Consider the following 21,580-nt stretch of genomic DNA (forward strand, 5'->3'; position numbering starts at 1 on the left):
ATCCAGCTCCCGCAACCAATAAAATAAACTAATTGAATTAATAAGTACGGACGCGGGATGGAGCAGTTTGGTAGCTCGTCGGGCTCATAACCCGAAGGTCGTTGGTTCAAATCCAGCTCCCGCAACCACTTACTTATTGAAAATTGAAAAATCGGACGCGGGATGGAGCAGTTTGGTAGCTCGTCGGGCTCATAACCCGAAGGTCGTTGGTTCAAATCCAGCTCCCGCAACCAATTTCTTATAAATGCCAATTTATAAGTTTGTAACACTCTGAAATCAGAGTTAATACATTTCAATTTGTCTCAAGATAGTTAAATCGGACGCGGGATGGAGCAGTTTGGTAGCTCGTCGGGCTCATAACCCGAAGGTCGTTGGTTCAAATCCAGCTCCCGCAACCAATTTAATATTCAAATAGTTTTCCTCTAGTATCTCAATGTAATGCTTCTCTTCTAAACATCTTCTTTGATTGATTTTTCATAAATTAAACCTTTTTCATTAATCCGTGAATAACGTTTGCACACATTTGAGTCACTGCCTTCAAGCCAAAACTTATCACTCGCGCTTACCCTCGATACTTGTATAAGTTGTGGTTTATGCCTTTTAGTGATTATTAAGCGAATACACAGGTCAGAATATCCCCTTCTTAGTAAACAGGTCTTAATCTTAGTAAACAGGTCTTAATAAACATTCTGAACACAAACATCAACTCATATACTTTTTAAATTTAAAAGCCTGCGGGTACAAAAAAGCCCTGAAAGCATATTCCAGGGCTTTTGTTGCTGTTCATGGCTACAAATAACTGCAGCGCATTCAATTAATGCTAGGTAAGTTTATTTAACCAGCTTTTTGATAATCTCTTTAAAATCTTTTCCAAGCTTCTTATTATTCAAGCCGTACTCGACAAAGGCAGCCATATAACTTAACTTGTCGCCGCAATCGTGAGATTTGCCCGTCATGTTAAACGCTTCTACAGCGTCAGATTCTATTAACATATCAATGGCATCGGTTAATTGAATCTCATCACCTGCACCAGCAGGCGTTTTGGCTAATAAATCCCAAATTTTTTCAGAGAGAACATAACGACCAACAACAGCAAGATTTGAGGGAGCTTCCTCAATTGATGGCTTCTCAACCATTTTAACAATCTTAGTTGAATCACCCGCTAAGACTTCAACACCATCACAATCAGCAATACCGTACTTATGCACTTCTTCTGTAGCGACAGGTGCGACCATGATTTGGCTTGCAAAGGTAGATTCATAACGGCTGATCATCGCGGCTAAATTTTCTGAGCTTTGATTAGCAGTATACTCATCTAGAATCACATCGGGCAGCACAACTGCAAATGGGTTATTACCGATACAAGGTTTAGCACACAACACGGCGTGACCTAAACCTTTAGCTTCTCCCTGGCGAACGTGCATAATCGTGACATCTTTAGGGCATATGCCCTGCACTTCTTTTAATAATTGACGTTTAACACGCTTCTCGAGTGTTGATTCCAACTCATAAGATTTATCAAAATGGTTTTCAATAGCATTTTTACTCGCATGTGTGACTAAAACAATCTCTTTCACACCGGCTTTAACACATTCGTCCACAATATATTGAATCAATGGCTTATCAACAAGTGGCAACATTTCTTTTGGAATTGCTTTGGTTGCTGGCAGCATTCGGGTACCTAGTCCCGCAACAGGAATAACAACTTTCATATGAGTCCTTTTATAGTCAAAGTTAAAATTAATTGTAAAAAATTTGAAAATATTATTTCAAGAAAAACTTAAATTTCTTATTACCTTTCGCTTAATCTCCGCGATGCCTTCGTGGCCGTTTTTTCAAGTCAGAAGGAAGGTTATAAGATAACCAGCACAAGGTTAAAATAGTTAAAAAAAGCAGAGTATTAGCGGGGGATTGCAAGTTGAAATCAACCATGTTGTGTATGCACATGTGAACAATAGCCATAGCACTACCAAAGGCCACGCCTTTATAGAATTTATTATTTCGTTTATGCATTGTTTTACACGCTAAATAGAGCCCGTATAAAACCCACAAGCCAAGCATTGCAGAAATAATCACTCCATACTCGATTGAGAATTGTATATATTCATTATGAGCATGATCATAAAAACCGCTGTATGGTCTAGGCTGGTAGCTAGGAAAAGTAGTATAAAAACTCCCACCTCCAGTACCCGTTAACCAGTTATCTTTAATTATTGGCATACTATCAATGACAACCAGATCACGTGTCTCAGAAGCAAAACTGGTATCTTCAATTCTTTGTTTTACCTTCTCAACGCCAAATATAGAACCGACAATAATTAAGTCCAAAATAATAATACTGATCACTAACGGTTTTAATAAAATAGGTGGTCTTCGATAGCAAAATATTGCGAAGACAGAAACCACTATTAATGCAGTAAAAAAGCCAGCATTTCCCATTCTTGAACGACTTAAAATTAAACCAATAATCATTAAAATAATGGCTAGTCGCAAAATCAACTTTCTACTAAACATTGTTGATAAGGCATTCAAGAAAGCTTGCCTGAATTCAAACGCTTGTCGTTGAGTATTCAACTCAGAAATAAGCCAACCCACTGCAATAGCAAGACATAATGCTAAGTAGTTAGCAAAATGATTTTGATAGACAAAAGTTCCTCTTGCTTTATCACCTTCAGAAAAATGAAAAACAGGTGAAACATCTAAATCTAACAAATAAACAAAAGAACCGTAGAATGCTTGAAAACATCCCGACAAAATAATGCTAAAAACAACCCAACGTAACATTCTTTCATCTTTGCAATACTCACTTAGTAACAGGACAAATATTAAATAAGTGAGCGTTTTCAATAATTGATGAGTCGTTTGATAAGCATCTACAGTGTCAATTCCTGGTATGACTCCAATAACTTGAAGTAATAAATACACCAACATAACCACAATCGGAATCAACAGAGTCTTTTGCCAATCAAAACTTAAAATTGGTTTTTCATGCTTCGCACAATAAGCAAGGTGAAAACAAGCCAAACTGAATACAGCTAATTCTAAAATCGACCAAGCCCAAATTCGATTACTCCCCAAAGGGAGCGGAGCGATGATAATTAAACTACAGAGAAAGCAAATAAAATACTTTGAAATTCGTGAAGAAGTTTCCATTTATTTATCAACCAAACCTTTTATAAAAATGGTGACATAAAGATTCTGAAACCCATTGTTGTCCGGCCTCTGAAATCTCTATAGCAGTGTATTTCATATAACTACACACAACCGATGTACGCTGATAATTTCTTGTTAATTGCTGCAGTTCTAATTTCATAGACCATTGTGACTCAACTGCAACCAAACTCGTTTCAAGTACAAGCTTTTTCTGTTCCACAGATAATTGAGGCCAAAAAAAGAATCCTACTGCAAGCACTTGCCTTAAGACCTCAGGAGTATAAGGGCCATAACGTAAGCCTTTTTCTAATAGAGGCCAAGCTGTATCGAGGTCACTATTTAAAAACGCGAGACTAGCCCCATAATCTGCATAAGCATTAGGCCACAATGGCCGTAACTTTATAGCTGTCATATAGAGCTGACTATGTTTTTTGACATCAATGTCATAGAACTGATGATAAGCCCCCCACTCCAATACTTTTGCAAATGATAATATGTAATGAGGGTTTGAGTTATCTAGCGAATAAGCATTCACAGCTGCAACTTTCGCTTGTTGAAATTGAGCTTTTGATGGCTGCTGATTGCCTTCCCACAATTTTAAATAAAATAAGGTTTTAAAATGATAGGCATTCGCTACACCTTTTTGTATAAGTAAAGGTAGAAAAGCTAACAAAACAACAATCAATGCAGCATAAATTAATCTGCGTGTTGAGGGCATTTTATGCATCATATTCCATTTATGAAAAAAGTCGCTTAGAGATTAGATTAGGAAAGTCATGTACTAACTGTTGAGCATATTCTTCATCTATAAGTTCAGCGATCACGTTTCTAGCTTCTAGAAGTTTTGGTGGTCTTCGCTTAATAGAATGACAATCTGAGCCGACAATATTATATAGCTTTTCTTTTAACCACCGTTCACTCGTCAATTGAGGTAACTCTCCAAATTGCCCTAACAATGAAGCTGCCGTTAATTGAAATAAACAGCCCCTTTGTTGAAAGACCTTTATTCTTTCTGGATATTGTTGCAGTTCTCTATTTCTTTCAGGGTGTGCAATCATCGGAATGATGTCAAAATTGAGTAACCAGTCAATCAGTTTGTCAGCACCAGCAGGTATATGGCTACTTGGTAGTTCAAGCAATAGAACCTTTTTTTCTTGATAATCTCCAATAAAAGGTAATAAACCTTGCTGGGCAAATAAAATAATTTCAGGGCAGATGCGCACTTCAGCCGCAACGCTTAATTCAATATTCATGCCTTGAGCTTTAAGCTCATCTCTTACTATATTTGCAGCGTCATTGATAATTTTCAGGTTGTTATCATATATTCCAATGTGAATATGAGGCGTGGCCACTATTCTGGTAATTCCCTGTTCAACGGACAAATTAATGAGTGCAATCGATTCTTGTAAATCTTTTGCACCATCATCAATTCCAGGAAGTACGTGGCAATGAATATCTATCACGAGGCTTTATCAACAGGTAGCTGAACTTCAACCTCGTTACTTTCATAAGGTTGATAATAACCATATTGACCATGATACTGTTGAGCGTCTTTGATATTCAGTTGATTTAGCACGACACCGAAGACTTTGCCTCGAGCCTGGTATAATTTAGCCAAGGTTAATTTAACAGCTTCTGAGCGAGTGGTAGCAGCTTTAACCACGGTGACAACTGCATCACTGTGGGGCGCTATAACAAGCGCATCACTTACTGCTTGAATCGGAGGGGTATCAACAATAATTTTAGTGTATTGCTGCTTCAGTATTGTCATGACTTCAGCAAAGTAAGGAGATGACAATAATTCTTGAGGGTTGAGCGGAATGGCTCCTGCAGCTAACACATCAACATTAGGCTTAACATCTCTCACAATGCAGGAATTAATATCATCAGCACCTGATAGCACATTTGATAACCCAGGTTGATAGTTTGGTAAACCAAACCGGCTGCCAATATTAGGCTTTCTCATATCAGCATCAATTATCAGCACTTTTTCCATACCTGAAAAAGCAAATGCTAAATTCATCGCTACTGTAGTTTTCCCTTCATTGGGAAATGAAGATGAGACTTCAATAATCCGAAGTTCTTGCCCCAACGCCATTAAAGAAAGCGATGTTCTAATCGTTCGTACTGACTCAGCATGCATCTTGGCGTTACTGTCAAAAAATGCAAAATTAACTTCATCATAACTGGCTTTCTTATCCGCTTTAGGGATATAACCTAACGCTCGCTGCGATAGTACTTTTTCAACATCGTCAGTTGTTTTGATTGTATCGTTTAACGCATCAAGCACTAAAACAACCACCATAGCAAAAATAAAACTGGCTAAGAAAGCAGCCACAACAATGAGTTTCTTGTTAGGTTTAATAGGGTTGTAAGGTGTTACAGCCCTATCGGTAAAGCGTGCAACAGGCGAGTCAAAATCACCTGTCACTTCCGTTTCTTTTTGGCGAGAAAGAAAGCTTTCAAATAATTGTTGATTAGTATTAACTTCACGAACCAAACGTTTGTATGTGGTATCAATGGTACTTAGATCCTGAAAGTCACCTTTAGAACTATTAAACTGTTGCTCTAACGCTTTTAGGTTTTGAGTCGCTGTTTGCGCTTCATCTTCGATACCCTGCACCAAACGGCCAATTTGTATGCGCAAGTTTTTTTCAACTGTGGCTAATTCTGCGTTAGCTGCAATTAATTTTGGGTGTTTAGGGCCATATACTTGCTTTAATTCAGACACTTTACGTTCGACAATACTGACTTCACGTTTGACATTTTGAATAGAAAGATGAGAAGTGACTTCTGGTAAACTTTCTAATCTGCCAATGTCATTTGCACCATACTTCTTAACAACGGCCATGAAACTGTCAGCTTGCGCTTTACGAGATCTCGCAACGGTAATCTCATCACTCAAACGCTGCAACTCTTTTGCATCTAGCGCTGTAACCCCTTCAACATCCACAAGGCCGTTTTTAATTCTAAACTGCTCTAAACGATGTTCTGATGCATCAAGATTGACACGTAGGTCTTCTAATCGTCCACCTAGCCAAATATTGGCTTTTTGAGTCATCCCAGCTTTAGCTTCTAATTGACTCAAAATGTACGCATCGCCTACAGCATTGGAGACTAAGGATGCGAGCTCTGGGTCGGGGGTTTCGTAACTAATATTAACTAACTGAGTTTTACGAATTGGTCTAATAAAAATGTTACTTGCAAAACCACTCACTCTTTGTTGATACACTTTATTGTGATCAACTGGGGCACTTTCTTCTTTTGGCAGAAAATCAAAGTTATTTTTAAATTGCTTGAATAACGATGGCTGTGGCTGAAATTGCGGATGATTCTCCAAATCTAATTCGTTAAAAACCCTTTCAGCAATGGAGCGGGATTTAAGGATTTCGAATTGAGTTAAATAATATTCCCGTTGCCCTGAATTAATGCCATACACTTCATCAATTTTAATCGCACTCGCTTGTTCAGACTCTATCAATAGCGTCGATGTGGCTGAATAAATAGGCTTCATACTCATCACCACAAACACTGTCAGTGCGGTAACAAGAATAGAAAAAGCTAGAATGCGCCACTTAAAATACAGTAACGGCTTAAAGAGTTTTTTAAAGTCAATTAACTGCTCAGGAAGAATAGGTGATGTTTTTTCGATAGGTGTTGTTGATATCATTAAAAAAATCTCTGTTCTATGGTTACCGTATCACCAGCATTGATTTTAGTTTTAATCTCCGCACTTTCAGACTGAGTTTTGGTTCCTTCACGAGAGATAAAGATTTTATCTGTTGAAGCTCTCTCTGTTAATCCTCCAGCCAATGCTACAGCTTGGTTTATTGTCATCCCAGGTTGATAAGGATACCCGCCAGGTTTTTTTACTTCGCCATGAATGTAAAATGGACGGTAATGCACAATACCTACATAAACACTAGGCTCGACAAAGTAGTCACCTTTCAATCCGGAATAAATTAAATTCTCAACTTCTTTCACTGTTAAGCCTTTAAGTGCTAACGTACCTAAAAATGGATAATTAACCGTACTACTGTTGGTCAATCTGGTTTCTAACGTCAGCTTTTCTTCACCATAAACTTTTATTACGATCGTATCGCCAGCCGATAACCTATGATTATCTTCATCATTTTCGGCAAAAGCATTAACGCTTGTAAACACAAGCGCTAATAACAACAGAACTAATTTCATAACCTTCCTTTACAAAGTCATTTCAGCATTGATGTAATACACATTTCTATCAAATTCGTATATATCACTCGATGAACGACTTTCATTAATATCAACGCCTGCTCTTAACATTAGCCAACGCGCGACTGAATATCCTATCGCGGCTTGGTACGTTGATGTTTTGTCTTCCCTAATAATGCCAGTAAAGTCGTCCTCTACTCTTTCATAACCTAGTTTAGTTGAAAAAAGCTCTGTCCAATTATGCTCCCATGAAGCCCCGTAACTTGTCTCACGTACATAGTCTCCTAAAAGGTTAGGATCTTTACTGCTCTGCCCTGTTTTTAGCGTCAATGCACTATAAGTTAATGGCCTCCACGTGATATCTACATCCCAGGTTAAACCGCTAAAGTCATCTCGAATACTATTATCAAAACTTTTCTGTTGATAACCTACTCTCACTTTACCTTCTGTAGAGGCCGTAGCTTCCCAGTCTGCTCCGAGTAAATAATTGGTCGTTACACTGTCTCGATTTTGTAATTCGATGTCTTGTGGACTCTTGTTATACTCAGTATCAATGCTTTGAATGCTTGCAACTAAGCTCGCTGTAGGGCTCACATCGTAATAAAACGAACCACCAAAAGTTACATCTGTGTAGTTTTTATATTGAGTTAGCTCTTCATATCGTTTGTATTCTTTTTCTAAGTATTTAGCGTTAATTCTTAATCTTGCTGGCGTACTTCTTGCTCCATACTCGTAATAACCGCCAATGGCATATACATCATAGGTATTGGGCTCTACCTGCAGGTTACCTGCGCCTTCGAAAATACCTGTACCCCTATCTTCATGACCCGCAATGTATGAACCAATGATATTAAACCGATTGGACTGGTTAAGTTCCACATCTGCTTTTAATCGAAATAAACCATCTAAATAGTTATCGTCACTGCTGCTGAAATATTCAGCATATTCAATACCAGCTTCGGCGGTATAAGAGCTATTGCCACTAAGAAGTTCAGCTTTAAGAGCAGGAGTTACCACTAAAATCATACTGTCTTCAGTATCAAGGTTTGCACTTGCGATATTGTCATCATATTTCACACTCGCATTTAACCCTGGGGTGAAATCGATCCCTGAATCAGTTTTAATCACGACGGCATTTTCAGTGTTCTGAGCCTGTGCAACAGGGACAAATAATGCACCAACTAACACTGCTATTATATTTTTATTGCCTATCAAGGTTCTCATTTTACTCTCCATGTTAGTAAGCATTATTTCCAGTAAAGCCTTTAAAAACTGTCTTAAAAATTATTTTAACGTCCCACCAAAGAGACCAATGACGTATGTATGCTAAGTCGTATTCGACACGTTTTTCCATTTTATCAATCGTGTCTGTTTCACCACGCCAACCATTAACCTGTGCCCAACCTGTAATGCCGGGACGAACTTTATGACGCAACATGTAATAAGCAACCAGTTGGCGATATTCTTCATTATGAGCAACCGCATGAGGCCTAGGCCCAACAACTGACATAGTGCCTAATAAAACATTAAAAAACTGAGGCAGTTCATCTAGTGAAGTTCGCCTTAGGAACCCCCCAATAGAAGTCAGACGGCTGTCATTTTTCGTCGCTTGGGTGACCTTGGCAGCATTTTCAGTCACCGTCATTGACCGGAATTTGAATACTTTAATCCTCTCACCACCAAGACCATACCTATCTTGTTTAAAGATCACAGCTCCCGGGGAAGTCAATTTAATCGCTATTGCTATCACCATTAAAACAGGTGAAATAGCAATAATCGCCAACGAACTAAATAAAATATCAAAAGTTCGTTTATAGAAGTTTTTCATCCCATGTACTGGTGATTCAAAAACACTAATCGTATCCAAGTCACCAACATGGCCTATACGCGCATGCATCAAATTTTTAAGTAAAAAGTCCGGTAAAATTAAAACATCGACTGTCGAATCGCCCAATTGATGAATAATATTTGAAATTCTTTTTTCTGCTAACATAGGCAAACAGATATAAAGCTTTTTCACTTCACCTTTTTTAGCCATTGCTACAACTTTATCAATAGAGCCATTTAGCAACTTTAAATATTCGCCATTAATTCTCTCTGGCTCTCTATCATCGTAAAAACCTACGCACTGAAGACCCAACTCAATATTTTCATTAAGTTCTTGGTATAAGTTGGTGCCAGATTGAGTCATACCGATAATGGCAACTTTCTGTAAACTATAACCATTACGTCGCATACTTCGCTTAACAATTCGAACTAATAATCTCCAACCAACAAGAAGTAACATTGATAAGCTAAACCAGCCAAACATCACCACTCTTGAGTAGTAGTCTCCTTGTTTAAATAAAAAAACAGCTGTGATTAGTATAAAAAACGAAACGACTAATACTGTGGACATCAATCCAAGGACGTAAAGAAAACTACTTAATCGCCAAGAACGGTATATTGATATCGATTCTGCTAAATATAAGTAGAAAAAGAGTTCTGCCATCAGTAGCAAAAAATACTCTCTATCAAATGCAACTTCGTGAAAAGAAAGCATGATAAAAAATGCTGCAATGAGAAAGCTAACATCTGCCAGACGAAACGCAAAAGCTAAGCCATTTCGTGCAACATGGAAGTTTGAGGGCTTATCCACAAATTACTCCTTTTAAAAAGTGAATACTGAATTGTAATAATAAATTTGCTTGATGATATTAAAAATACAGAATGGCTTAATTGGAACTTTAGTTGGATAGATATGACGCTGAATAGCCTTTAGTGCTAGACACAAATCACTACATATATTTATTTTCTTAACGCTACATTCGCAAAGAAAATTGGAATGCCTACAACATACCGAGAAAACATCCTTTTTGGCTCTTTACTTAATCGGTAAAGCCACTCTAAACCGTTATTTCGATAAAAATCTGGAGCTCGTGAATGGCGACCTGCTTGAAAATCAATGATTGCACCACCACAAATAATTAAGGTTCTTGCGGAGTTAGCATGCTTAAGGAGCTTCGCGACTCTTTCTTGCTTTGGCATCCCCATCGCTAACACAACAATATTGAACCTTTCATCACGACAGTTTTCTTTGAAATGGTCTAAATAAGCCTCATCGTCTTTGAAACCGTCTAAAGATTGATAGTCGTTGCCAAGAAAAAGCTTGTTTGCGCCTATGCTCAACCATGGCTCTACTGTGCCATAGACTATAAAGTTGATATCAGAGTGGATAAATTGCGCTTGCTTAATAATTGTAGGAATTAAGTCAGTACCATTTAAGTTCTCACCAGCTGAAATACGATTGTATTTACACGCTATTTTGATGCCTATGCCATCACGCAACACATAATCTAATTGCCTAAAAGATTCGTCAATCTCAGTGGACTTAGCGATTAGGTTATAGCCATGTTGATTCAAAAAACCCAAGCTCGTTGGCTGATTAACATTAATTAAATGATTAATGAAATCGTCGACTTTAGATTTTTCTATATACGAAACTTTTTCGAGTATTGAACTACTGTTCATATTTGTCATCTCGCTCTGTTCTTACCCATTCTTTTTGTCTTGCCGTAAAGAATTTTTTATAGATTGAAAACTTACTAAACACATACGCCAAAATGCCAAAAATATCTTTCAACTTAATGATACTTCGACCATTAAATAACCAAGAAATAGCTATGGCTCCAACTAAAACGAATAATAAGGTCAAACTAATGTAACTGGCAGTAGGCAACCCGAGGAGTAACAATATTAAGGTTAGAAAATTAGTTAGCACTACGATAAAAATCCACAGCACTGTTGGTGGGATAGCTGCATCTAATGCCAATAAAAATACATTCACTCTCCCTTTAACCAATGCTGTCAACATCATGTGAGGCAATATAGACATGGCGCTAATATGGCCATGCTCCCAGCGAGTTCGTTGAGATTCGGTGCCAGAAGAAGACTCAGGAAAATAACTATTAACCACAGCATGAGGATAGAATTTAGCTTGTTCATCAATACTAGCAAGCTTTAATCCTAGCTCCAGATCTTCAACAATACTGCCGCTAGCAAAAGACACCTTTGTGAATAATCGCCATGGAAACGCCATACCCGAACCTTGCAGATGACAACCTATTTTCATTTTTGCTAAACCGGTAGGTCTAATCTTGTTTTTAACTAACCAAGCAAATTCGGCAACACGAGTTTTAATCGATGCGCCAGTAGGAGACTTCATTAAATAAAGAGATTGAATAACTGAATTTTGAATTTGGCTTTGATTAACAAGTTTATCAAGACTTCCTTGTTCAAATTCACAATCGGCATCTAAAACCACCAAGGTTTGTGGAATATCCACTGATTTACTTAAATGTTGTACCCCATAATCAAGTGCAAACCCTTTACCTGCTTGATGAAGGTCATGCCGCTCAATCACTTCAACTGAATGAATTTGACAAATACTGACTGTATTATCGGTACAATTATCTGCAATGACGATGAATCGATCTCCCTCAATTAGCTGAGGTAAAAGCGCCAGTATAGTTTGCTCAATCACGAGCTCTTCATTATGGGCTGGCATCAATATTGAGCACGGTTGTCTATTTATGCTTTCTAACTTATTTCGACTGAATCTCTGGCCTATGAGCAGCTCTAGGCTGATCATCAATGTAGGTACACCGATGATAATCAAAACCAAAAACGAAATTATGTTATCTAGAGTAAACATCTTCTATCCTTGTCTAATGTGACAAGCTAATTTTGCCGCTTCGACATTAATATTATGCCTTGTCGCAACACTTGAATAAGCATTATGAATGAGTATAGATAAAGCAGCCTCATCTAGCTCAATGAAGTCTTTCATTGCTTTTGTCGTGGCACTTACATCGCCAGCAGGAAATAGAATCGCATTTTCATTTGTTGTCAAAAGCTCAGGTATGCCCGCTATGTAAGTCGTTAATACGGGGGTACCAATTGCCATAGCTTCCATAATCGCAACGGGCAAACCTTCAGCAAAACTAGGTAGAATCATTGCATCTGAATCAGTTAATAAACGCTTAACTTCGCCCGAACTTATCCATCCAGTTATGTCGACATGTTCATGTAAACCAAATTGACTAATGTATGACTCAACTTGAGGACGCATATCACCGTCACCGGCTAAAATCAGTTTTACATTCGGATCAACCGCCACTAAATCCTTAAATGCTTCTAGTAACAGCAATTGTCCCTTCTGTTCACATAAGCGACCGATGCACAAAAATTGTCTCGTGCTTGAAATACTAGGATCTGTTACCTGGCCCTGTAAAAACGTTTCATCCAGACCACAATGAACAATTTTAATTTTTGACCAATCGTCATAATCTGCCCAGCGAAACAGCTGCGAACGACAATAAGATGTAATTGCTGATACAAACTTTGAATTGGCAATTTTCTCATTTAAATGAAGACTAAGTGGTTTATCAAATTCTTCAGGTCCGTGAACAGTAAAGCTGTAAGGTGTATTGATAAGCAAATTGGCTAACATCACAACTTCTGTAGAATTAGTGCCAAAATGAGCATGCACATGACGACTATCAAACTGCTCCATAAAGCTGGCTAACTTGCAAGCTTCAAGAAGATAAACCAAATGATAAGGTAAACTCCGTTCTGACATTTTTGATAACTTAACGGCACTTACTATTGCACGAATGATAGAGGCAGGCTGTTTCACTAATCGCTTAACAAAAAATGGAACAAGCGATTTCACCCCATCTTTGAGTAAATATTGCGTCTTAGAACGTTCTATTTTATCTGTTTCATCAGCGATATCAGCATCCCAGCCACGAAGAGCAATGCGTTGAATCTCAAAACCTTGTTGCTCTAGCGCTATGATTTCACGTCTTATAAAAGTGTGGCTGACTTGAGGGTACTGATTAATAAAATAAGTAATTTTCACTTAGAATGACCTTTTGAAAACGATTTTTTTGAAAACTGAATAAATTTAGATCTTCTTTTCCAGCACTCAGACATGATAATCCCTGTCAATAACGCAAATAACACCACGGCAAATGCTGGTAAATTGGGGATCAATTTATCAATTAAGGACTTAGCTTGAAAATGAACTAAATAGATAAATAAGGATGACATGGCGATAATATTAATAGGCCAATGCAATACCTTTGGAATTGAAATTCTGTCGACCCAAACCGTTGTAATAGCTCCCAACATTAAAAATAATACTTTGCTATTAAAATCAAACAAAACAAACTCTAGGGCTATCAAGCATAATATAGCTGAAGTAATTACTTTCTTTTTAGTATCAGTACTAAAAGCAACTAAAGCACCTGCAAAAAATATATACATCATTAAGTGAGGAAATCTATCTAAGTAAAAGCTTGTGTCCCATATCATTCGGCACACAATGGAAAGCATGTAAAACATAACAAATCCGAACAAAAATGATTGGTAAGGCTTTTTACTAATCCAAAAATAGAAATAATTTGAAATCATAACTAAGCCAAACAAAACATATATTTGAACCAAAACCTCAATAAACCAAAATGTTAAACCATCAGCATAGTTAGGGCCAATAAAATTAGATACAAGAAAAACGCCACCAAGGTAAAATCGGCCTAAAAATGCGTAGATAAAAAATGTATAGAGTAAAACAGGAACAATTATCTTGATGATGAACCCAAAGTATATTTTTACAAAGGAAACAATATCAAAGTAAGCCTTACCAGCATTTGCCCGTTTAACTTTAGGGTAATTAAATCTAACGAAATTATAACCTGACAGAAAAATTAAATAGAAAGAACCACCAGCTAAATGAATAAACCCCAAATGACCAGAAACAATTGCAAAAATTGAAAATGCTCTTAAAACAATCGTCAAATCTATTTTAGACATTAACTGCATGTAAACTCCTATGGAGTGAACTCGCTTCCAATCTTGAAAGGTAATAAAAAGAACCCATAACTAACCAAAAGTACCAATTGTAAGATAAGTAAAAAAACATGTTATCCGAATAGCAAACGAGCATATAAGATAAAATAACACCCAACAGGATAGCCGTACCGGGCTTATCAAACTTATAGTAAGACAACATCTCTTTGATGATAGATAAGAAAATGGTTAAGAAACCTATAACACCTACAAAACCCATATCGAAAGCTATTTGAACATATGCATTATGGGCATCAAATTTGCTGGAGCCCTCTAATGGAAAAAATTCGAGGAAATAGTAAGAAAAAGTATCATAACCATGGCCGAAAAACGGCTTAGCAATAATATAGTCCCATGAAGCAATCCATACAATTTGACGCCACGCATAAGAGTTTAAAACCTCCCCATAAGCTAAGTCATCAGCAGTAACACCGCTAAAAATATCTACTACTCGTTCTTGTATCGAAGGGATGAACATAGCAACTGCACCAAGTACAAACAGGTACAGTAAATATCGCCTTTCAGAAAGGAGACCATAAAAGATAAAAACAAATAAAAGCGCTGCCCAAGCACTTCTTGTTTTTGTTATTAACAAACAGATAATACCGAAGAATAAAATGAGTTTCGCATGCTTTATAAATGACGCTTCAAACATAATAACTTTAGACTTCATCGCATAAAAGCATATTGAAATAACTAAAACTAAATAAAATGCAAAGATATTAGGATGCGAAAATGATGCAAACAATCTAAAACCATCTTTTGTATAACTTGCTGCAGGCAGCGCGAACTCTTTAAATACAAAACAAAATGGAATTACAGCTGAATAAACCACTAACTTTATTATACTTGCGAAGTCCTCTCTACTTTTTATAAAGTAAAATGATAAAGAGAAAATTGAATAATAAGTTAATACCGCAAAAAAAGATCTAGCCGAACCAAGTTTGTCAGGAGATATAACCAAAGAGATCAACCCTGTAACAATAAAGAGTGACCATACCTTGAAAAAACTGCGTGGCAATTCAAACTTTTTAATAAAACATACAATTACAAAAAAACAAACGACAAGTAAATTAAGAACGGCCCCCATTCCAATACCTGCAACTTTAGTTAACTCAAGAACAGGATCTAAAGAAGAACGTAAGAAAACGATATAAAATAGCAATGGAGAAAAAATATAAAATGAATTAACCATTCAACATTTTCCATTTTAATACTTGTGCGATTTTTCTAAACTTAAAACCTAATAGCAGAACAAAGATCTCATTAATATTAATGTCTATCTGCTTATAACGATAAAGAGCATCTGTCACACTGACCTTTTCCGAGAAGCTCATTGGATGTAATTTCTCTTGCAGCAGGGAGAAAGCACCTCTAATACGCGCACTTTTCTTTTCAGAAATTCTCACTTCTCCATGGATTTGATCGATAATATAAGAAAACTTCTGAATATTTATCAGTTCCCCATATTTTTCAGTTAGTCTAATCCATGTATCCCAGTCTTGTAATGCTGGCATTTTTTCATCAAACCCAGCAATCGCTTTAAGATATTCTGTCTTGGTAAAAACTTGATTACCTACAGCATTACTGTGTCTTAACTGATCATATGAAACGAAACTAGTTTCATTGTATTTATGCTTGCCATCACTTCTTAACTCAATAACACTATCAAATAGGCCTGCAATATTTTTATTGTCTACTTTTTCTTTATTCCAGTAGTCTAAGAAAGCTTCAATTCGCCAGTTTTCAAAGTAGTCATCATCATCGAGACCGGTGATGAACTCACCTTTCGCTAATTCAATGGCTCGGTTCCTACCGTAACAAGCACCTTTTGATTCACCCGCGTTTATTATCGCCGTTAGTTTTCCCTCGGCTTGCATGTTGCGGAGATAATCATGAGAACCATCGGTTGAACCATCATCTGCGACAATAATCTCAACATGAGCATAGGTCTGAGAAATGACTGATTCTACAGCTCTTTTTAGTAGCTCAAGACGATCTTTGGTGGTGATATAGACACTGACTAACATCAATACTCTTCCGTAAACAATGACAATTAATCAGTTTTAAAAACTGATTCTGATAAGATTTTAGTAATTTTTTGCTTCTTATCTTTAAAAATACTCTCGACACAGAGCCCACTAAAGATGCTTTCAACTAACTGTAAGTGTTCAATAATGTCAGTTGGATTTGCGATATCATATATCACATCACCCAACCCAATATCTTCAAACACACCTGTCACTTTCGTATGTCGACTCCTATCGATATACGGAATCACCATCGCACCTCTAGATAAAGCGAAAATTAACACATGTAGCCTATTTGAAATGACGAATTTAACATTCTCATATGCACTGAATATTTTGTCTGCGTCATGGTCAAAAAAAGTAATACTCGCTGTGTCTAGCTCTATTTCATTAGCAAGCAAAGACATGTAATCATCATCGAGGTTAACTTGAACTATCGGTGTTAGCTGATAAGACTGCTTGATGGTGTTTAATGCATCACAAATTGCTAGCGTGTTTTCAGCATTATTAGCATTTGATGAAACAACTCCTGAACGAAAAGAAAACCCAACGCCACACTTTTCTGTCTTGTCACCTGATGAATAATCTAAACATAGACCAAAATCTGGAAAGTACTCAAACTTATTAATCCCGACACTCTTTAAATATTGGTGACTATATTTTTCACGCACGCCAGTATAAAAATAGGCTCTACTCTTTTGCACCTCAAGTGCTAATGCAGAGTCACCATAGGGCCCTAATGAGACACCGAGACGAACATAACGGATCCCCAATAAGCTAAATAAGCGCATTTTAATGAACCTAAACCAACCACTTCTATCCGCAGCTTCATAAAAAACATGCCCAGGAACATCTAAAAAGTAAGTTTGTTTATGACTGAATATTGATTTAATCACTCTTTTATAAAAAGGTTTTTTTTCAGTTAGAACCTGTTCAATCTTGATATCTTTAATCAAGGCTTCAACGAACCATGTTGGTACACCTTTGGCTTCTATCACTACAGAAGAATTTACCGGCAATGCTTTCAATAATTCTTGGTTGATCACTAAATCACCCAAGTTCTCATATTGAGTAATCGGTCTAAAAAAAACAGTGCTATCCATGAATCCCTCTGTGAAAATTCCATCTAAATGGGTTAAGTAAATTTGATGCTATTCTAAAAAATGGTCGAGTTTTTCTCATCAGTAATACGCCAATGTATCCAGAACAAACTTGAGCAGCAAAACTTGCCCATGCAGCGCCTGTAATTCCATACTTAGGTATTAATATAAGGTTCAATAAAATATTGATACTCATTCCAATAACGACATAAACAATGGTGTACTTCTGAAGTTTTTTCATCGTGACCCAACGAGAGCGAATCATCCCTAGAACAGTAAAAATTGCCCCCCAAATCAAAATATTAAGTACAGAGCTCGATGCTTGATATTGCTCACCAAATAATAATGGGATAAACCAAAATGAAGTCAAAGTAACAAATATTGCAATCGATATAGCTAATATTATGGGTATTTGGAAATAACGATTAAATGCTGTCGCAATATCAGTTTCTTTCATCGCATTAACCACTCTTGGAAAAAAGCTCACTATAATTGCTGTGGGTAAAACAATTGCTGCATCATAGAGTTTCACTGCTACTGAGTAGTGTCCCACAGCCTCTTTACCAATCATTTGCATTAGCATGAGTTGATCTATTCTGGAATAAACCATCACAGCTAACATTGAAAATATTAAAGGCCAAGACTCCAAAAAAACACGTTTTGCAAAGCTATAATCAAAGGTGTATTTAACGGCCATTTGTGGTTTGAAGCGAAGAAACACGATTAATAATGCAATTGCGATATAAATTGAATCAAGTAATAAAGCAAAAGCAAACCAACTCAAAGGAGCATTAATTAAAATAAACGTCACTTTAGTTAAAGCAGAGAAAGTAAAAGCAAATGAATTTGCGATTGCTGAGAACTTAATTTTCTCAATAGATTGAAAGAATAAATTCACTACAATAGAGCTATTGAACATCATAGAAACTGAAATAATTGCAACTAATACAGCCATGTCAGGACTGGGGGCAATTATCCAAGCTGTCACAGTCGAAAGGCAGGCAGACAAAGCGCCACCACTCAACTTCATTATGATAGCCGAAGGTATGATTCGGTGAACATTATCTCTATCTTGGGTTAACTCTCTTACGATAACATTATCGATCCCCAAAGCTGCTATTGCAGAAAACATCATCACTAAGCTTTGGCTATAACTCAGCACCCCATAATCCTCAGGGCCAAGATAACGCGCAACATAAATAGCGACGCCTAAACCAAGAAACAACTGCAACACTTTCTCGATAAGTAACCAACCAGTATTGGCAAAATTATATTTCGATTTCTTATGTTGGTTCGACATACTTGTAGCGCTCTTCAAACTTATCATCCATGGTAAAAGTCTTAGTTAATTCTACGGTCAACATTTACTTACGCAGTTTATATTCTTCTAATTCATCTGCTTTGGTGTACGGCCAATACTGTAATACTTAATGCCTTTTTGTTGCATGCGCTGCACATTAAATAAGTTTCGACCATCGACAATGACAGCTTCATTTAAAAGTGACTTCATGTTATCGAAATCGGGTGCTTTGAAGCTTTGCCACTCAGTGCATATCACCAATAAATCAGCGCCATTCAATGCAGCTTCTTTTGTCCCCATAAGGCCTAAATCGTTGCGATTACCATATATCCGCTGCGCTTCTTCCATTGATTCTGGGTCAAACGCTTGAACCTTAGCCCCCGCTTGCCATAAAGAATCCATAAGCACTCGGCTGGGAGCTTCACGCATATCATCAGTATTAGGCTTAAATGCTAAACCCCATACCGCCACAGTTTTACCTGTTAAGCTTTTATTTTCTATAACAGCTTGATGATTCAATTCAGGAAAATAATGCTGACAAATATATTCAAAAAGTTTATTTTTTTGCGAGTAATTGACTGCTTCAACAGCTTTAAGTATTTGAGATTCATACCCTATCGCATCTGAAGTTTTCACTAATGCTTGTACGTCTTTAGGAAAACATGAACCACCATAACCACAACCAGGATAAATAAATTGAAATCCAATTCTTGAGTCAGATCCAATACCTTGTCTTACTTGCTCGATATCAGCGCCAACTTTTTCAGCAATATTAGCCATCTCATTCATGAAACTAATTTTAGTCGCTAACATACAATTTGCGGCATATTTGGTTAATTCAGCGCTTTTGACATCCATCACAATTATTTTTTCGTGATTTCTATTAAAAGGCTCGTAAAGTTCACGCATTAAATCTTCTGCATATTTAGAATGGGTTCCGATGACAATGCGATCGGGACGTTTGCAATCTGATACAGCTGAGCCTTCTTTTAAAAACTCTGGATTAGATACTACTGAGAATTTAGGTTGAGACTCACGGCTTAAAAAACGTTCATTAAGGACATTTGTTATCATCGCTTGTACTTTATCAGCCGTCCCAACTGGAACCGTTGATTTATCAATCACAATTTTACTAGAATTCATATGGGTAGCGATTGTTTCTGCCACTTTCAAAACATACTTAAGGTCAGCAGATCCGTCTTCATCAGGAGGAGTACCAACGGCAATAAACTGCAACTCTCCAAAGTTAACACCAAACTCCGCCTCCGTTGAAAACGTTAAACGCCCTTCGGCATAGTTCTTTTCTACTATAGAGCTCAAGCCAGGTTCATAGATTGGGATAATGCCCTTTTGCAAGTTATCAATTTTATTCTGGTCAACATCAATACAGCATACGTCGTGACCCGCATCCGCTAAAATTGCACCCTGCACTAACCCAACATAACCAATACCAAAAACAGTGACTTTCATCTAAAACCTCTTACACATATTCCATTAATAGCAAGAAAAGACACGCTACCGCCCCTGAATTTCAGCTTCCAGATTGCTGCACATCTCTTCCATAAATCCTAATTTCTATATACTCAATAAACTTGAAATAAACTTAACGTAAGCCGCCCGGTGCACCACAACAAAGCAATAAACACACAACATCTCTAAAACAAACACCAACTTTAGCTTGGTTTAGGTTAAAATTTAATGACAATGGCTATTTAATATTTCACTTTTAAGCCACCACTCGATATTAAACCCATGTTTTAAATAACTAAAATTTATTATGAAAATTTATTACATGTTAAAAGCAAACGATAAAACACATCAATACAAGCAATAATCAAACCAAGTTGAAATTATCTTAAACCAAACAAGTGTCAATATTATGACACTCGAACGACACACTTACAACCATTGATATAACAGGTTTTTTATTTTAAAATGTGCAAAACGTCAATAAGTAAGTCACATATTACCTATACCTCATACACTTACACGCTAAAGCGATAGATACTTGAAGGACGAGGTAAAAAAACAAAATTATTACGTTTTCATTACAAGGGTCAATTATTTTGAAATTAAATTACAGTTAGAGTAAAAATGACTTCCGATAAAGCGGCTGGTAAAGTAAACGTGATATCAACTCAAAGTCTACGCCCTAAGTTAGTTCGTTTTTTAATCATAATTGCGATCATTAATGATACCTAATCAATATCTAGCATTATTTATGAGTGTTTATATTGTTTCTAATAAGCGGAACATGATAAGCCGACTTCCAATAGCATTATTGCTGTTTAGCTTTTGCTGCTTTTCTTTTATTTCAGAAAAAACATTTAATATAGAATTTTATGAACAGCTCAAGAATCGTTACACCACTGAAAGATTGGATATTTTTTATAAATGGGAAGCGTTAATTAAGGCAGAACAACAATCCGAGATACTGTCAAAATTAAATCTTGTAAATCAGTTTTCTAATCGAAACATTAGTTTCAAATCAGATATCAAGCATTGGAAAAAACAAGATTATTGGGCAACGCCTATAGAGTCTTTAGGTACAGGAGCCGGTGATTGTGAAGATTTCGCGATTTTTAAGTACATGACTTTATTAGCACTGGGTATAGATGAATCAAAGTTAAGGTTAATGTATGTCCGTGCACTAACGATTAATGAACCTCACATGGTTCTTATTTATTCAGATACCCCCAGTTCAATGCCACTGGTATTAGACAACTTGAACACTAGAATTCTCCCAGCAAACAAACGTCGTGACTTGAAGCCAATTTATTCGTTTAACGGTCAAGGGTTATGGTTAGCGAAAGCTCAAGGGTTAGGCAATAAAGTAAAAAGCGGAGCAGGTTCCAAAGATTGGACTGCACTGATGGAAAGAATTGAGCAAGGCCAATAATAGGAGCAAAGTA

18 protein-coding genes and 3 tRNA genes are annotated in these 21,580 nt (G+C 36.9%); 4 read left to right on the forward strand and 17 right to left on the reverse strand.

What is annotated here, in order from left to right:
- Positions 1 to 51 precede the first annotated feature (51 nt).
- The 3 genes from BCU84_RS05250 (at position 52) to BCU84_RS05260 (ending at position 398) form a co-directional block, all read left to right on the forward strand.
- Positions 52 to 128: transfer RNA gene (locus BCU84_RS05250), tRNA-Met, on the forward strand.
- 28 nt (positions 129 to 156) lie between these two features.
- Positions 157 to 233: transfer RNA gene (locus BCU84_RS05255), tRNA-Met, on the forward strand.
- An 88-nt stretch (positions 234 to 321) separates the two neighbouring features.
- Positions 322 to 398: transfer RNA gene (locus BCU84_RS05260), tRNA-Met, on the forward strand.
- Between the two features lie 432 nt (positions 399 to 830).
- Here the strand turns inward: BCU84_RS05260 and galU are convergent.
- The 17 genes from galU to BCU84_RS05345 all read right to left on the reverse strand — a co-directional run bounded on the left by galU (position 831) and on the right by BCU84_RS05345 (position 20,138).
- Positions 831 to 1,712 (reverse strand): UTP--glucose-1-phosphate uridylyltransferase GalU, encoded by an 882-nt coding sequence (gene galU / locus BCU84_RS05265; RefSeq protein WP_102527052.1) that lies wholly within the window; start codon positions 1,710 to 1,712, stop codon positions 831 to 833.
- Between the two features lie 91 nt (positions 1,713 to 1,803).
- A complete protein-coding gene (locus BCU84_RS05270) occupies positions 1,804 to 3,153 on the reverse strand; it encodes an O-antigen ligase family protein (protein WP_102527053.1) in 1,350 nt (449 codons plus the stop codon).
- A 7-nt stretch (positions 3,154 to 3,160) separates the two neighbouring features.
- Positions 3,161 to 3,883, reverse strand: coding sequence for a hypothetical protein (locus tag BCU84_RS05275; RefSeq protein WP_133146620.1), 723 nt, complete (start codon positions 3,881 to 3,883; stop codon positions 3,161 to 3,163).
- A gap of 7 nt (positions 3,884 to 3,890) precedes the next feature.
- A complete protein-coding gene (locus tag BCU84_RS05280; protein ID WP_102527055.1) occupies positions 3,891 to 4,616 on the reverse strand; it encodes a CpsB/CapC family capsule biosynthesis tyrosine phosphatase in 726 nt (241 codons plus the stop codon).
- Positions 4,613 to 6,823: a polysaccharide biosynthesis tyrosine autokinase gene (locus BCU84_RS05285; RefSeq protein WP_102527056.1), complete on the reverse strand. Its 2,211-nt coding sequence runs from the start codon at positions 6,821 to 6,823 to the stop codon at positions 4,613 to 4,615. Before BCU84_RS05285 ends, BCU84_RS05280 begins: the two co-directional genes overlap by 4 nt.
- A complete protein-coding gene (locus BCU84_RS05290) occupies positions 6,823 to 7,347 on the reverse strand; it encodes a polysaccharide biosynthesis/export family protein (RefSeq protein ID WP_102527057.1) in 525 nt (174 codons plus the stop codon). Before BCU84_RS05290 ends, BCU84_RS05285 begins: the two co-directional genes overlap by 1 nt.
- A gap of 9 nt (positions 7,348 to 7,356) precedes the next feature.
- Positions 7,357 to 8,571, reverse strand: coding sequence for an outer membrane beta-barrel protein (locus tag BCU84_RS05295; RefSeq protein WP_157936193.1), 1,215 nt, complete (start codon positions 8,569 to 8,571; stop codon positions 7,357 to 7,359).
- A gap of 13 nt (positions 8,572 to 8,584) precedes the next feature.
- Positions 8,585 to 9,985: an undecaprenyl-phosphate glucose phosphotransferase gene (locus tag BCU84_RS05300; RefSeq protein WP_229369894.1), complete on the reverse strand. Its 1,401-nt coding sequence runs from the start codon at positions 9,983 to 9,985 to the stop codon at positions 8,585 to 8,587.
- 149 nt (positions 9,986 to 10,134) lie between these two features.
- A complete protein-coding gene (locus tag BCU84_RS05305) occupies positions 10,135 to 10,857 on the reverse strand; it encodes a WecB/TagA/CpsF family glycosyltransferase (protein WP_157936194.1) in 723 nt (240 codons plus the stop codon).
- Entirely contained in the window at positions 10,847 to 12,040 is a 1,194-nt protein-coding gene (locus BCU84_RS05310; RefSeq protein WP_102527060.1) for a glycosyltransferase family 2 protein, read from the reverse strand. The genes BCU84_RS05305 and BCU84_RS05310 overlap by 11 nt, the downstream gene beginning before the upstream one ends.
- A 3-nt stretch (positions 12,041 to 12,043) precedes the next feature.
- Positions 12,044 to 13,249, reverse strand: coding sequence for a glycosyltransferase family 4 protein (locus BCU84_RS05315; RefSeq protein ID WP_102527061.1), 1,206 nt, complete (start codon positions 13,247 to 13,249; stop codon positions 12,044 to 12,046).
- Positions 13,246 to 14,211 (reverse strand): hypothetical protein, encoded by a 966-nt coding sequence (locus tag BCU84_RS05320; RefSeq protein WP_102527062.1) that lies wholly within the window; start codon positions 14,209 to 14,211, stop codon positions 13,246 to 13,248. Before BCU84_RS05320 ends, BCU84_RS05315 begins: the two co-directional genes overlap by 4 nt.
- Positions 14,195 to 15,433, reverse strand: coding sequence for an O-antigen ligase family protein (locus tag BCU84_RS05325; RefSeq protein ID WP_102527063.1), 1,239 nt, complete (start codon positions 15,431 to 15,433; stop codon positions 14,195 to 14,197). The genes BCU84_RS05320 and BCU84_RS05325 overlap by 17 nt, the downstream gene beginning before the upstream one ends.
- Positions 15,426 to 16,268: a glycosyltransferase gene (locus BCU84_RS05330; protein ID WP_102527064.1), complete on the reverse strand. Its 843-nt coding sequence runs from the start codon at positions 16,266 to 16,268 to the stop codon at positions 15,426 to 15,428. The genes BCU84_RS05325 and BCU84_RS05330 overlap by 8 nt, the downstream gene beginning before the upstream one ends.
- A gap of 26 nt (positions 16,269 to 16,294) precedes the next feature.
- A complete protein-coding gene (locus tag BCU84_RS05335) occupies positions 16,295 to 17,371 on the reverse strand; it encodes a polysaccharide pyruvyl transferase family protein (protein WP_102527065.1) in 1,077 nt (358 codons plus the stop codon).
- Complete coding sequence (locus BCU84_RS05340) at positions 17,364 to 18,695, reverse strand: flippase (protein WP_102527066.1); 1,332 nt, start codon at positions 18,693 to 18,695, stop codon at positions 17,364 to 17,366. Before BCU84_RS05340 ends, BCU84_RS05335 begins: the two co-directional genes overlap by 8 nt.
- A 60-nt stretch (positions 18,696 to 18,755) precedes the next feature.
- Positions 18,756 to 20,138, reverse strand: coding sequence for a UDP-glucose/GDP-mannose dehydrogenase family protein (locus BCU84_RS05345; protein WP_102527067.1), 1,383 nt, complete (start codon positions 20,136 to 20,138; stop codon positions 18,756 to 18,758).
- Between the two features lie 751 nt (positions 20,139 to 20,889).
- Between BCU84_RS05345 and BCU84_RS05350 the strand changes: the two genes are divergently transcribed.
- Positions 20,890 to 21,567, forward strand: a complete 678-nt coding sequence (locus tag BCU84_RS05350) for a transglutaminase-like cysteine peptidase (protein ID WP_241906362.1) — start codon at positions 20,890 to 20,892, stop codon at positions 21,565 to 21,567.
- Positions 21,568 to 21,580 lie beyond the last annotated feature (13 nt).

The organism is Shewanella sp. 10N.286.51.B7 (assembly GCF_002873615.1).
In the GTDB taxonomy this organism is placed as follows: domain Bacteria; phylum Pseudomonadota; class Gammaproteobacteria; order Enterobacterales; family Shewanellaceae; genus Shewanella; species Shewanella electrodiphila.